The 14,287-nt window shown below is 68.1% G+C and carries 9 protein-coding genes; 3 read left to right on the plus strand and 6 right to left on the minus strand.

Features of this window, described 5'->3' with window-relative positions; translation table 11 throughout:
• Positions 1 to 118 precede the first annotated feature (118 nt).
• From ACODTJ_RS20625 to ACODTJ_RS20635, 3 genes are all read left to right on the plus strand, one after another.
• A complete protein-coding gene (locus ACODTJ_RS20625) occupies positions 119 to 1,672 on the plus strand; it encodes a methyltransferase regulatory domain-containing protein (RefSeq protein WP_454656556.1) in 1,554 nt (517 codons plus the stop codon).
• Positions 1,673 to 1,738: 66 nt separating this feature from the next.
• Entirely contained in the window at positions 1,739 to 3,514 is a 1,776-nt protein-coding gene (locus ACODTJ_RS20630; protein ID WP_454656557.1) for a transglycosylase SLT domain-containing protein, read from the plus strand.
• A gap of 57 nt (positions 3,515 to 3,571) precedes the next feature.
• A complete protein-coding gene (locus tag ACODTJ_RS20635) occupies positions 3,572 to 3,850 on the plus strand; it encodes a hypothetical protein (RefSeq protein ID WP_454656558.1) in 279 nt (92 codons plus the stop codon).
• Between the two features lie 212 nt (positions 3,851 to 4,062).
• Here ACODTJ_RS20635 and ACODTJ_RS20640 read toward each other — a convergent pair whose 3' ends face one another.
• Genes ACODTJ_RS20640 through tssK form a run of 6 tightly spaced genes read right to left on the minus strand, consistent with a single transcriptional unit; the run spans position 4,063 to position 14,150 of the window.
• Positions 4,063 to 6,219 (minus strand): serine/threonine-protein kinase, encoded by a 2,157-nt coding sequence (locus tag ACODTJ_RS20640; protein ID WP_454656559.1) that lies wholly within the window; start codon positions 6,217 to 6,219, stop codon positions 4,063 to 4,065.
• Positions 6,216 to 7,010, minus strand: a complete 795-nt coding sequence (locus tag ACODTJ_RS20645) for a PP2C family protein-serine/threonine phosphatase (RefSeq protein WP_454656560.1) — start codon at positions 7,008 to 7,010, stop codon at positions 6,216 to 6,218. Before ACODTJ_RS20645 ends, ACODTJ_RS20640 begins: the two co-directional genes overlap by 4 nt.
• Positions 7,011 to 7,020: 10 nt before the next feature.
• Positions 7,021 to 7,728, minus strand: coding sequence for a type VI secretion system-associated protein TagF (gene tagF, locus ACODTJ_RS20650; RefSeq protein ID WP_454656561.1), 708 nt, complete (start codon positions 7,726 to 7,728; stop codon positions 7,021 to 7,023).
• Positions 7,729 to 7,731: 3 nt separating this feature from the next.
• Positions 7,732 to 11,364 carry a type VI secretion system membrane subunit TssM gene (tssM, locus tag ACODTJ_RS20655; RefSeq protein WP_454656562.1) on the minus strand — a complete coding sequence of 1,211 codons (3,633 nt, stop codon included), beginning with the start codon at positions 11,362 to 11,364 and terminating at the stop codon, positions 7,732 to 7,734.
• 12 nt (positions 11,365 to 11,376) lie between these two features.
• Positions 11,377 to 12,816: a type VI secretion system protein TssL, long form gene (gene tssL, locus ACODTJ_RS20660; RefSeq protein ID WP_454656563.1), complete on the minus strand. Its 1,440-nt coding sequence runs from the start codon at positions 12,814 to 12,816 to the stop codon at positions 11,377 to 11,379.
• Entirely contained in the window at positions 12,813 to 14,150 is a 1,338-nt protein-coding gene (gene tssK / locus ACODTJ_RS20665; RefSeq protein ID WP_454656564.1) for a type VI secretion system baseplate subunit TssK, read from the minus strand. The genes tssL and tssK overlap by 4 nt, the downstream gene beginning before the upstream one ends.
• Positions 14,151 to 14,287 lie beyond the last annotated feature (137 nt).

A 14,287-nucleotide genomic window follows, 5' to 3' on the forward strand; every position in this document is an offset into this window, starting at 1 on the left:
GTGCTTGTTCCGGCCGTTAGGCAGGCGCAGGGTCGGGCGCGGCGCTCCTTCAAATGAATGAGGCGCCGGGGCGGTGCTTCGGCTGGAATGCCGGGGACGGAGCCGGGCGGGGGCGGCGATGACGAGCGATCCAGCCATCAATCCCTATGATGCGGTGGCCTATCCCGGCCATTCCTTCTCGCAGACCCATCCCTCGCGGCTGGCGACCATCGCCCATTTCCACGGCATGGACCCGGCCCTGCCGACGAAGATGCGCGTGCTGGAGCTGGGCTGCGGGCGCGGCGGCAACCTGATCCCGATGGCGGCGCAATATCCCGGCAGCCGCTTCCTCGGCATCGATCTCAGCGGCGACTCGATCCGGCAGGCCAGCGCCAATGCCGCGGAGCTCGGCTTGGCCAATCTCGCCTTCGAGCAACGCGACATCCTCGTGGTCGGGCAGGAGATCGGAAGCTTCGACTACATCATCGTCCACGGCGTCTATTCCTGGGTGCCGGATGTGGTGCGCGAACGGATCATCGCGCTGTTCGGGCAATTGCTGGCGCCGCAGGGTGTCGCCTATGTCAGCTACAACGCGCTGCCCGGATGCCGGCTGCGCGATCTCGCGCGCGACGTCATGCTCTTCGCGGTCAAGGGCATCGAGGACCCGCGCGAACGGGTCCGGGTTGCCCGCGCCGCCCTGAAGGAAATCGCCGAGGCCAGCGATCCCGACAGCTTCCATGGCGCGGCATTGCGGCAGCGCCTGAAGCAGATCGACGAGCTGCCTGACAACGTCCTCTACCACGACGATCTCAATCCCGGCGCGCGCGCCTTCGCACTGCACGAGGTGCTCACGGTCGCCGAGCGGAACGGCCTGCAGTTTCTGGCGGAAGCCTCGTTCCCGAACCTCTACGGTGCCGCCAAGGGGCCGGCCCAGCAGATGCTGGACAAGATGCCGCTGGAGCAGATGGCCCTGCGCGAGCAGACGCTCGACCTGCTGATCGGCCGGGCCTTTCGCGAGACGCTGCTGTGCCGGGCGGATATTCCGCTCAGGCGCGGCGTCCGTCCGGGCTCGCTCAGGCCCTATCACCTGGCCGCCAATGCGCGGCAGGCGCCGGCCAAGGACGATGAGAAGCCCGGCGTCCAGCGCTTCAGTTTCGACGAGGGCGTGCAGCTCGCGGTCGATTTGCCGCTGTGCAAGGCAGCGTTGGGGATTCTCAGCGCGATCTGGCCGGCGAGCATCACCTGGGACGCGCTGGTCGAACGTTCCTGCCGCGACGTGGCCGGCGAAATGGGGCCGGACCGCGCGCGTGAGCTCGCCCGGCTCGAAGAGGCCCTGATTGCGATCTTCAAGGCGGGGCTGCTCGACATCAGGTTGGAAGCGCCGCCATTGACGACGGCGATCAGCGAGAAGCCGGCTGCCAGCGAGATCGCGCGCTGGCAGGCCTCGACCTCCGCCGAAGTCACCGATCTGCGTCACCGCACCGTCCAGCTCGACGGTGTCGTCGTGCGCAAGTTCGTCAGCCTGCTCGACGGCTCGCGCGACCAGCGCATGCTGCTGGACGCGATGAACGCCTTCCTCGACGAGACCCGCGCGGCCGGCATCACCGTGCCCGGCCTGCCGGAGCGGGCGACGGCGGAGGAGGTGGCAATGCACCTGAAGGATGTCGCGCGGCTCGGGCTGCTGCGGGCGTGACGATTGTGAAGCGCCCCTCCGAGGGGTAACCTTGCGGCAGGGGGCGATGGAGCGCGGGCCAGCGGAATGAGCGAGCGCTTCCGGCAGTTCCAGGCGCTGTTTCCGGAGGAGGCTTGCCTCGCCGCGCTGATGCGCCTGCGCCATGGCGGGACGAGCATGAGCTGCCCCGCCTGCGGCCGGCCGGCGCAGTTCGAGCCGCGCCCGAAGCTGCGCGGCTTCGCCTGCCAGCATTGCCACTACATGATCCATCCGGCGGCCGGGACGCCGCTGGAAAGCCGGCGCACGCCGCTCCAGCTCTGGTTCTACGCGCTGAAGACGATGTCAGAGCAGTCGGGCAAGGCCGCTGCTGGCATGATCGCGCGCGATTCTGGCGTGCCGCAAATGACGGCGCAACGCCTCGTCGACGACCTCACGACGCTTGCCGGGCGGGGCGATGCTGGTTGGCTGGAGAAGCTGCGGAATTTGGTGACGGGAAAGCCGGAAGCGGTTGCGGCACCGGTGGTTGCGAGCCCGCCGCCTCCGCGCCCTCCACCGGCTCCGGTCGCTCCCGCTCCTGTGCGACAGCCCGTGCCGGAGCCGTCGCGATCGGCTCCGGCAAAGGCGGTTGCCGCCGCAGCGGCACCACCGGCGGTCGCTCCTCCGCAGGTTTCGCGAACCTCATCCGCGAAGCCTGCGGAAACGGCTGATACGCCAGATGCCCGGCCGAAGAGGGCTTCCTCCGGCCGCAAGGCGATCGCAGCCGTGGCAGCCGGTGTGGCCTGCGTAGCGGCGGCGGTACTTGGATTGGCCTATGCGCGGCTCCAGCAGCAGGAGCGGCCGGAGCCGGAGCGCGGGATCGAGATCGCAGCTATCGAGGCTCCCGCACTGAAGGACGCGCCGGCCCGGCCCTCATTGATCCTGTCCTCGGTCGAGCAGGATCTGGAGGGTGCGCGGCAGGCGGCGCAGTTCGCCCTCGACAACGATCCCTCGCTCGCGGCGATCAAGCCGCAGGATGAGGCGCCGCCCCAACAGGTGCCGGTCAACCAGTTGCAACTGCCGTCCAACATCCTGCTGGTGCCGCCGAAGATGCAAAGCGGGCCGCCGCCGGGACCGGTTTCGCCCAGCGGCGCACCGCAGCCCCCGCCGCAGATCTCCAGCGGCGATCCCGACCAGATCCTGACTTTCGGGCCGATCAAGATCCGCCGCCACCTCGTCGACACCATCGTGCGGGCCAGCAAGGTCGTCGGTGCCGACCCGACCCTGCTGATGGCCGTCGCCGACAAGGAATCCTCGTTCTCGACGGCGGTGAAGGCGCAGACCTCCTCGGCGACCGGGCTCTATCAGTTCATCGAGCAGACCTGGCTCGGCGTGATCTACGAGTTCGGCACGAAGCACGGTCTTGGCGCCGATGCCAAGCTGATCGGCAAGTCAGGCCGGCAGTTCGTCGTGAGCGACGCTGCCCAGCGCCAGCGCATCCTCGACATGCGCCGCGAGCCCTATATCTCGGCGCTGCTGGCCGCCGAGATGCTGAAGCGCGACACGCTCAGGCTGGAGCGGGCGCTGGGGCGCCATCTCACCGGCGGCGAGATCTACCTGATCCACTTCCTCGGGCCCGACGCGGCACAGACTTTCATCGAGACCATGGAGGAGCAGCCCGGCGTCAAGGCGGCCGAGCTTTTGCCCAAGCCGGCCCAGGCCAACCGGCCGATCTTCTATGCCGATGCCGGCGGCGAGACCAAGGTGCTGACGGTCTCTGAGGTCCACAAGAAGTTCAACGAGATGATCAAGGTCAGGCTCGACCGCTACAGCGCGGTCAGGCCGGGGCAGGGGCCCGGCATCGCCCGGCCGCAACCGAAGAAGTGACGTCTTGCCGCCACGTGCGGCCATCCGCTCCCAGCGAGCATCGAAAGGAGACGACCCATGCCGGCCAACCGTTTCGAACAGGTGGACGAGCCGCCGATCGATGCGATCACGCTCAGGCTGTCGCAGCGTGGCGGGGAAGCCTTCGGGCATGTGCTGTGCCCGGCCGATCTCGCCGCCGGGCATCTGGTCAATGATTTCATCAGCGACGAGCTGGCCGCGAAGGAGGCCTTCCGCACCGCGATCCGCCTCGCCAACGAGATCAGGGCGCCGATCGTGGTCGAGGACAAGGCCGGCGTCTGGCAGGATGAGTGGGGCGTGCTCTATCGCGAGGATTGATCGGATTGTTCGAGACCGCCCTCCACCCTTGTCATTCCGGGGCGCGCCGCAGGCGCGAACCCGGAACCCACGACTGGGCTGGGCCTCTTATCCCGGCTTTGGACGGCTCACCCAGTCGTGGGTTCCGGGTTCTTCGCTCTTGCGAAGCCCCGGAATGACAAAGGCAGCGCTGCAAGCCGCTGCAGTCAGGTCCGATAGCGCAGGCCGGCGCCTTACTCGATCCGGAAATACTTGATCCCCAGGCCCAGCTTGCCGCTCTGGCGGGCGAGATCGAGCTTCAGATTGGCGAAGAACTCGCTCGCGGGTGAAGGATTGGGGCCGGAGAGCGCCGGCAGCGGCTCCTTGGTGACGAGCGCGAGCACGGTCTGCGGGCGGGCGGCGCCGCCGGTCGATTCGAGCTTGAGGTTGAAGGTCACCTTGCCGCCCTCGCGCTTCATGAAGCTCGCGAGATTGTAGACGAGACCATCGTCGCCGATCAGCACGACATCGAGATTCTGGCCACCGCCGGCCTCGACCGAGCCGTTGAGGATGTCGCCGCTCTTCATGTTGAAGGCACCGATCTGGACGCGCGGGCTGCGGTCGATGCCGATGCCGGGCCGACGCAGGAAATCGACCATCGGGCATTGCGCCTCGGTCATGGGCCGCAGATGGATCTGCGCCTCGAAGCCCTGCGCCGCCTTGAACGCGCTGTCGAACGCGATGAAAGGTGCGGACGAGCTGCCGAAGCCTTCCAGCGTCGCCTTGCGGTCGCCGATCTCGAGCGGCCAGAGGAAGAAGCAGGAACCGCCATCGTAGTCGCGGACATAGCGCTCGATGCGCTCGGCCGGCGTGCGCGGCTCAGGGTCGGGCACCATGGCGGCGACCTGCGGCGGCGAGACGCTCGGGCTTAAGGGTGGCGTCGGAATGACGACGGCGACGGGTGGCGGCTCCGGCGGCTTCACCTCGACGGCTGCTGGCGGCTTGACGGGCTCGGCAGCGGGCGGACGCGCGGGGGCTTGCTGCTGTGGCGGCTCGGTGTTCACGGCAACCTGCGAGCCCGATGGGGGGCGCTGCGGCCGTGAGGGCTGCTGCTGCCCGGTCTGCGGCTGCGTGGCCGGCGGGGGCGCGGCCGGAGGCTGTGATACCGGAGGCGGCGCGGGTGGGCTCGATGGCGCCGGAGGCTTCTCGGCCGTGGGAGCCGGCGTCGCAGGGGGCGATGGCTGCGCCGGTGCTTCGGTCAGCGCCGGGGGAACGCTTGCCGGCGGGGTCTTCGCGGCAGGCGCTTCGGTCAGGGCAGGCGGTGCGTTCAGCGTTGCTGCCGGCGCGCTGGCCGAGGGCTGTTCCGAGAGCGGTGGCGGATCGTTGGTCGCCACCCGCGCCGGCTGCCCGCCGCCCATCATCGTCCAGGCGTAGAAGCCGCCGCCCGCCAACAGCGCGAGCGCGGCAATGCCGGCGACGAGCGGCAGGGGGGAGCGCCCGGATTTTTCAGGAGCGGCCTTGCCGCTCGGCGCCTTGGCGGCGGCCTTCTTACCTGGGGTGGGGGCCTGCCAGTTGGCGACCTCGGCCATATCTGTCGGGCGATCCTTCGGGTCGGGCGCGAGCATGCGCGCGAGCAGGGGCCGGATGCGTGCGTCGACGCCCGAGAGATCGGGCAGGCGGCGGCGCTTGTCGATGATGTCGACCTGGCTGCCGCCCATGTCGATGGCGCGGCCGGTCAGGGCCTGCGCCAGCACCAGCGCGAAGGAATACATGTCCGAGCGGCCGGAGACCTCGCCGCCATAGAGGCCGAGTTGCTCGGGCGAGACATAATTGTATTTCCCGGCGAAGCCGGAGCCGATCACCGTGCCTTCGCCAAGGATGCTGGAACGGGCGATGCCGAAATCGATGATCTTGGCGCGGGAGGGATCGCCGCCCGGCAGGATGATGTTGTCGGGCGAGATGTCGCGATGGATGATGCCGAGCCGGTGCGCGGCATGCAGGCCCGGCCCGACGCGCTGGCGCAGGATGTCGGCTTCCTCGACGCTGAGCGGCCCCTGCTGGATGCGCTCGGAAAGCGGCTGGCCGTCGACGAATTCCATCGCGAGATAGGGCGTCTCGCTCACCGGGTCGATGGCGAAGACGTAGTAGCGGACGATGGCCTCGTTATAGAGGTTGTGCAGGGCCGCCGCCTCGCGCCGGAAGAGGGCGAGCACGGCGTCGTCGCGCGCCATGTCGGGTCGGATCATCTTGATCGCCACGGCATCGCCGGTCTGGATGGCGCGGCCCTTGTAAACCTCGCCCATGCCACCGACCGCGATCAGGCTCTCGATCTCGTAGATGCCGTTGAGCTTCGTGCCGATGCGGGCATTGGCGCGGGGTGCGAGGACGGTGCGCTCGGAGTCGTCGCTCATGGCGTTGTGCTCCCTCGCATCGATCGGTTCGGCATCCAGCGTGTCCTTTCGCTTGCGCCCTGTCGATAGCGCACGATCACCACCGTGACGTTGTCGCGCGCGCCGCGCTCCAGCGTCAGGGCGAGCAGCGTGTCGCAGGCGGCCTGCGCGCCGCCGGCCTCGACGGCCGCCAGAATCTCGGCGTCAGTGACATGTTCGGTCAGCCCGTCCGAGCAGAGCAGGAAGGTGTCGCCATCGGCGATCTCGCCGTTTTCGAGGTCGAGCTCGGGTGTCTCATGCACGCCGATCGCATGGGTGATGATGTGCCGGCGCGGCGAGCGCTTCGCCTCATCGGCGGTGAGCAGGCCGCGATCGACCATGTCCTGGACCTCGGTGTGGTCGCGCGAGACCTGCGCGATGATGCCGCTGCGGATCAGGTAGATGCGGCTGTCGCCCGACCAGAGGCAGGCGAAATGGCGCTGGTGGATCAGGAGGCAGACCAATGTCGCGCCCATGGTCGCACCGCGCCGGTCGATCTCGGCGCGTAAGTCGTCATTGGCCTTGAGCACGCCGGCTTCGAGCATGGCGAGCAGGTCTGGCGCGGAGCCGGCGGCGCCGACCGCCTCCAGCGCCGCGACGACGGTCGCGCTGGCGAGCGCGCCGTTCTCGTGCCCGCCCATGCCGTCGGCGACCGCCCAGAGGCCGATCTCCGGCCGCAGGATGAAATTGTCCTCATTGGCCGTGCGGACCTTGCCGGTATGGCTGATGCAGCCGGTCTCGAAATCCGGGTTCCGGTGGGGGGCGTCGTTCATGGCATCGCCCTCATGATCCGGCGCGCTCGGGCGCGAGATGGCCGTCGAAGCGGCCGGTGAGCAGGCCGGCGAAGAGATAGGGGTCGGGCAAGGCGTGGCCGGTCAGCGCCAGCGGCTCGAAATTCGGGCCGCCGACGGTCCAAAGATAACACGCATGGGCATAGGCGCGGGCATGGTCCTCGACCCGCAGGGCCGCCAGCCTCTCCGGGAAACCCGAGGCGATCGCGGCGCTGACGATCGTGCCGTCCGAGAGGCGGACCATGTCCTGTGGCGGCGCGGCGAGATGATGGTCGTGGGGCAGGGGCAGGGCGGTCAGGCGGTGCGCCACGGCCTCATAGCTCGCCTGCGGTTCCAGCGCCTGAAGCAGGAAATCCTCGATCGCCTCGAACCATCGGTCCTGCGGGTCGAGTTCCGGTGGCGGGATCGCAGCGCCCGGGCTGGCGGCGGCGAAGACCGTCAGCGGGAAATAGCGGCCGACGCCGTCGACGGAGGGCATGAAGGCGCCCGCCACCGTCTGTCCGCCATGGGCGCCGCCCAGCCAGAAGCGCCAGATCGGGGCGTTGAGATAAGCCTCCTGCCAGCGATTGCCGAGCTCGAGCCGGCTCGCGGTCAGGCCGCCCTGCAGCCATTTCTCATAAGTTCCGAGGAAGCCGGAGGGGGCGTTCAGCGCGATGAAGTCGCGCTTGGCCGGCAGCTTGCCGAAGAGGCCGCAGCTCAAGGCTCAGATCCCGGTCGGGCAGCGGATTTCCCGCAGTGCCGGCAGGATCAGTGGGTTCTTGAGCGAGCCGACGCCGAAGGAATAGCCGACCTGTCGGCCGCCGGCATTCAGGTTGAAGCCGACATTGTCGCCCTGCTTCAGCACCGAGCCGGCATCGAGCAGGCGGAAGAAGGACCAGGTACCCTCTTTCTCGAAGAGCTTGGCCTCGCCCTGCGCGCCGCGGCCCTGCTGGCCGGAGGAGAAGAAGCCGCCGCTGAACATGCCGCCGGAATTGTTGCTGCTGCCGCCGAGCGTCAGCGTCACCGCCGTCTTGCCGACGCCGCCGCCCGGCCACATCACCGGGGTCGGCGTGTTGACGCCCTGCTGGCTCGTCACGGTGAAGCCGTTGATCTCCAGCTTGGCATTGGCGGCATCGGCCGAGAGCGCGGTCGGCGTCACCACCATCTGGAAGGAGGGCAGGTTGCCGCCGGTCGGGAAGAAGGCCTCCTTGATCTCGCTGGCGCGCTGAAACTCACGCAGCGTCGTTGGCGAGAGCGCGCGGGCCACGCGGCTGTCGACACGCCAGTTCCATTGCGGCTTGGAGGTGTCGACGAAGGGTTCCAGCCGCTCCTTGTAGAACTTGTCCATGATCTGGCCGGGCGCGAAGAGCCGGGCGAAATCGGCGAGCGGCACGTCGCGGGTGCTCGCCTTGGTGAAGGGATAGCGGTTGTTCATCACCTCGGTGCAGACGCGGGTGACCTGCTCGGCCAAGGCCTGCCGCAGCAGCGCGACAGTCGCGCCCGTCGCGTCGCCCTCGAAATCATTGACCGCCTGGATCACCATGCCGTCGAAGGGCGCGGGATAGCGCGAGGAATTGGCGCGCAAGGTCGCGATCAGCGGGACCAGCGCCGCATTGGCCGCCGCCGACTGCGCCGGATTGGTCGCGGCGGTGGCGAGGTTCTGGTTGATCTCGGAGAAGGTCTGGAGGAGCTGGTCCACAGGCCGGCGGCCGAGATCGCCATCGACCAGGACGTGGAACGGCTTGAACTGGCTCTCGATATCGGCGCCGAGCGCGGTATCGGCACCGCCGCCGGCCAGCACACGGTCGATGCCGGGCGCCGCGAGCGGGAGATTGGCGCCGAGACGGCTCAGCGCGTTGCTGGCGCGCCGGGCCAGCGTATCGGCGGCGGCTTGTGCCGCAGCCTGGGCAACCGCTTTCTTGGCGTCGGGACGTTCCTTGGTGAGCTGTGTCTCGTCGCGGAGCGCCTCCAGCACCTGTTTGAACGGGGAGGTCGCGGCCGAGATGGCGCTGAGTGCGACATAGCGCGGCTTGTCGGCATTGAGCGGCCGCAGCTTCAGGCGCTTCAGCATGCGCTGCCAACTCGCGGCATAGTCGCGGCTGTAGAGCTTCATCAGGTCGGGAAAGAGCGTGGCGTACTGGGCGGTAATCGCCTGCTGGTCGAGGTTTTCGCCCAGCACCCAGCGCTCGCGCTCGATCTGGTCGCCGATATCGCCGAGCTTGGCGATGAAGGCGTTCTGGAAGCCGTCATAGGTGTAGAAATAGGGCACGCGGATTTGGTCGAGATCCTCGCCGGTGACGCCTTCGAAGACGAGGCGGACATCGGAGCCGCCGCGCTGCGATACCACCCAGTCCTTCTGGCTCTCGCTGCGGGATTGTGTGCGCAGGAGCTCATAGGCGCGCTCGGCGATGCTGAGGCGGCGCAGAGTGCGCTGGCTCTGCTCGATCAGCGACTGGTTGAGCTTGACGATCGGCTCTTCGGTGCCGTCATCGAGCTCGAGCATGGCGGCGAGGTGTTCTTCCAACGCTTCGCGGCCCTTGGCATTGGCCGGGCCGGGGAAGAGGTTCTCGGCCCAGTCGAGCCGCATCCAGGACGTCACAAGCTCGCGGTCCAGCTTCGCCTGGCCGCCGACCATCATGTAGACCTTGAGCGCCTCGTAGACGAAGCCGGGATTGTTGGCGTTGGCCTCGAGCTGCTCCTCCAGCCGGAAGATGATGCGCGAGCGCAGCATCCGCTCCAGCGCCTGCTGATAGGTGATCTCGGTCGCATTCTGCAGGCGGTCGCGCTGGCTGAGCCCGAAGGTGGCCAGGGTCGGCGTCGGCTCGTTCTTCGTCGCGTAGCCCGCCGGCATGTTCCGCAGCTTGTGCAGCAGCGGCAGGACGCGGCTGAAATTGCGGTCCGAGATCGTGGTTTCCTGCAACACGGGCGCGGCGGCGCTGCGATAATCCGAGAGCCCGTAATTGGTCGCGGTGATCAGATCGCTGTTGCGCGAGAAGCTCGTCCACCACAGGCCGAGCGCGGCGAGCGAGAGGAGCGCGACGGTAGCGAATCCGACGATGCGCAAAGCGGTCGTGCGCCGCGCGGCGCCGAGATCGGTCGAGACCCAGCCGGATTCGCCGATCACCACCTTCTGGATCAGTTCGGTCAGGAAATAGCTCTTGCCCTTGCCGGAGAAGGAGGCGGCGCCGGCATGATCGGAACCGAAATTGCGCGAGAGCGCACCGATCAGCTGATCGATCGGCGTTCCCTCCTGCGTGCCCGAGGTGAAATAGAAGCCGCGCAAAGTCGCATTGGCGTGGTAGCGCGTCGGCTCGAAGACGCGGGTCAGGAAATCGACGATCCCGCGCTTCAACGTCGCCATCTGGCTCGGGAACCCGAAGATCTGGGCGCGCGCCGTCGGGTTGTGCTCGTCCTGCAGGCGGTCGGGCAGGCGCTCGTTCAGCCGCTCGATCAGCGCGTCGTATTCCGGCGGCACGTCGCCGATCATGTTGCGGGTCTTGTCGGCGGTCTGGAAGGTGTGGCCCCAGACCATGCGCCGCTGCGGCTCGGTCAACTGGCCGAAGAACTCGTTGAAGCCGGCGATCAGATCGGCCTTGGTGAAGACGGCATAGACCGGGAAATCGACCTTCAGGCGCTCGTGCAGTTCGAGCAGGCGGGCGCGGATCGCGTCGGCATGGGCGGCGATCTCCTCGGGCGAGGAGGTCAGCAGGTCCTCGACGCTGATCGCGACGAGCACGCCGTTGATCGGCTGGCGCGGGCGATTGGTCTTGAGCAGGTCGAGGAAGGCGAGCCAGCTCGACTTCTCCGCCTTGGTGTCGGTGTCCTGCGTGGTATAGCGGCCGGCGGTGTCGATCAGCACCGCGTCCTCGGCGAACCACCAGTCGCAATAGCGCGTGCCGCCGGAGCCGGCGACGGCGGCCGGCGTCGCGCCGCGGGCCAGCGGGAATTTCAGGCCGGAATTGACCAGAGCCGTTGTCTTGCCGGCACCGGGGGGGCCGATGATCACGTACCAGGGCAGGTCGTAGAGATAGTCGCCGCCCTTGCCGCGCGCGCTCTTGAGCGTCGCCAGCGCATCCTTCATCGCGCTGGAGAGCGCGGCGCCGTCGCCGGTCGATTCTTCCTTTTCCAACGCCTCGGTCAGCGCTGCTGTCGCTTTGCGGCGGCGGATGACGATGACGGCGATCCAGCCGAGCGCGCCGACAAGCAGCAGCACGGCGATCGGCAGGCGGACCCAGAAAGACTCGAACGGGCGGACCTCGCCGAAAGCGACGAAGGGACCGCCGAACCAGATCAGCGCGGAGAGCGCGAGCGCGCCGATCAGGATGGCCACGATGCGGAGCCAGGTGGCGAGGTTCATGGCTTCGCCCTCCTAGTTCTGACGCTGGATCAGGATCTCGACGCGCCGGTTCTGGGCGCGTCCGTCTGCGGTGGTGTTGGGCGCGATCGGGGCGTCGGCGCCCTTGCCCTCGGTCGTGATCCGGTCGGGCTTGCTGAGCTTGGTCATGAGCACGTCGCCCACCGCCTTGGCGCGCGCCTGCGAGAGCGCGAGATTGGACGGGAAGCGGGCGGTGCGGATCGGCACGTTGTCGCTGTGGCCGACGACCTTGATGGCCCCGCCCTCCTGTTCCAGCACGGCGGCGATGCGCTCGATCAGCGGTTGGAACTCGGCACGCACGGCGGCCTGGCCGGGCTCGAACAGGGTGATGCCGACGAGGCGCACGATGACGACGTTGGGCGTCACCAGGCAGACGATCGGCGGCTGCACGGCGGCGCAGACCTTGGGCGGCTGCGGCGGAGGCGGGGGAGGCGGCGGCGGGGCCGAGAAGACCTTGCGCATGATACCGATTTCGCCCTTGGGATGGACCGAGAGCAAGGCGGTGGAGGCCGCTTCGGCATTGCCGGCGAGCAGCGCACGGAAGACGAAATAGACGCCGAGCAGGGCCACTGCCGCGATCGCCGCCACCGACCAGACCGGCACCTTGAAGCCGGCGACGGCCTGCGCGATCGCCTGTCCGCGCCAGCGCGGCGACAGTTCGGGATCGGGCTGCTTCACCCGGCGCAGCGTCTCGAACAGGTTGCGCTGGATCATCTGGAGATTGTTGGCGCCGCCGGCAGACGTCCGGTGGATGCCTTGGAAGCCCAGCGCCAGACAGGCATGCATCAATTCGAGCAGGTCGTAATTGACCGACGGATCGGCCTTGGCCTTGTCGAGTATCTCGAAGAAGCGCACGCCGCCGATGCGCTCGCCGAAGAAGCGCGAGAGCATGCTGTATTGCGTCCAGACATGGCGGTCGTCGCCGGGGATGTTCTGGACGATATCGTCGGCCGTGGCGGCGATGACGTATTTCGCTGTCTGCGCCGTCTCGGCCGAGACGCCGGCAGCGCGGACCTCGTGCTCGAAGGCTTCGATGGTCTCGCCGACCTGGCCGAGAAGCTGGGCGAAGGGGGCGTTGGAGAGATTGGCGCGCATCCGCCCGAGCAGGAGCAGGAGCGGGCCGGCGGCGCGCAGCAGTGGGTTGGCGTTCGGCGTCAGGAGCTGGTCGCGGCGCGGCAGGGACTGGCCACCGCCTGAAGGCGGCGGCGCCTGACGCTGCTGCGGGATCGGCGCCGGCTGCGACATCCATTCGTCGCCGGTGCCGGGAACGCCGGGCGAGGGCACCTGCGGTGGTTGGTAGGGCTGTGGTGCCTGCGGCGCGGCCGGGGCGGCGGGAGCGGGCGGCAGGGGCGCGCGGCGCCCGCCGGGGTTCGGCCTGATGATCGTCCGCTCTGAGCGGCCGAACGGATCTGAGGGCGAACCCGGATCGCTCATCGCCTGCCCTCCAGAACGGCCCAGAGCTCGAGTTCGAGATCGGGCCAGTCACCGGAAAAATGCATGCCGATCGAACTCGCCGTGCTGAACTCCGGCCAGAGCGGCGAGGTGCGGTCGAGATAGAAGTATACATGATCCGTGAGCGCGCGGATCTGCGGCGGCGGCGTCGGCAGATGGACGAGATTGATGCCCGGCAGATGGGCATGGACGATCTCGTTCATCTTGGTATTGGGGCCGATCTTGAAGAGCTGCGGGAACTGCGCCTGGATCTCGGTCAGCGGGCGGCGCGCCGCCACTTCCAGCACCAGCGTCGCATTGCGCACGAGGCTGCGGTCGCGGATCGTCGACATGAAGGCGTTCTGCGCCCGCTCGACGATCTCCAGCCTGATCGCGCGGCGGCCGAGATTGGCCGAGAGGAAGTCCTGGATATCGCGCACCACCGGGGCGAAGCAGTTCTCCAGGTCGTCATGATCATAGGCCGGGTAATCGCGGGCGCGGCGCTCGGCCGTGGTGAAGGTCGCAAGCTCGCCGGCCAGTGCCAGGAAGGTCGAGAACAGTCGCTCGGGATGAACGAAGCGCGAGCGGCGCATGTGCTTGAGCACGGGGATGTTGCGGTTGAGGAGCTGGAGCACGAAATAATCGGCGCTCTGCAGGCCGCCGCCGGCCGTCGGATCGGCGGCGTAGCGCGCGAGCTCCTCCAGCTTGTTGTCGATCCAGCCGATGACGCGGTCGAGCCAGCCTTCGATCACCGGGTAGGCCGAGCAGACCAGCACCGGCGGGGCGAATTTCTCGTCGAACAGGATGGCGCGGTCGCGCACTTCGAGGATGCGGCCGAGGGCCAAGCCGACATAACCGGCCTTCGAGGTCTTGCGCAGCTCCAGCGTCAGGCGCGGATGGGCGACGTCGATCTCTTCTTCCGTCCGCAGCGAGGCGGTGGAATCGATCAGCATCTCGTTCGCCGGGACATAGCGGCTGGCCGAGCCGTTCAGCGTGTTCTCGACCTCGCGGGTATTGGCGGCGGCGAGCGGCAGCGAGAGCCAGACGATCTGGCCGGCCGCATTCTCCGGCACCTCGATCGCGGCTGGAAGCGGACTGTTGTCAGGCAGCGCGAAAGGGGTGCCGTCCGGCATCACGCCGACGGCGCGGCGCAGGCCGATGCGGCTCTGCTGGGCGAGGTCGCGGTCGATCTCCAGAACCGAGAAGCCCCATGGATAGGGCGTGATGGTCCTGACGCGGCTTTCCAGCAGGTTTTCGAGATAGCGATCACTCTGCTGGAAGTGATGTGGCCTGAGGAATAGCCCTTCCGACCAGACGACCTTGCTGTACCACGACATTCCGGTCTCGCTCACTCGAAGGCAGGCTGGGCGAGCTTATACGGGTCCTCCCCAAGCGTCACCAAACGAATGCTAGCGCGCCGTTCAGGCACCGCCGTCATTGACTTGAAGGATGCGGGGGAGCGATTTTCGCGGCA

It is taken from the genome of Allobosea sp. FG18, assembly GCF_057809495.1.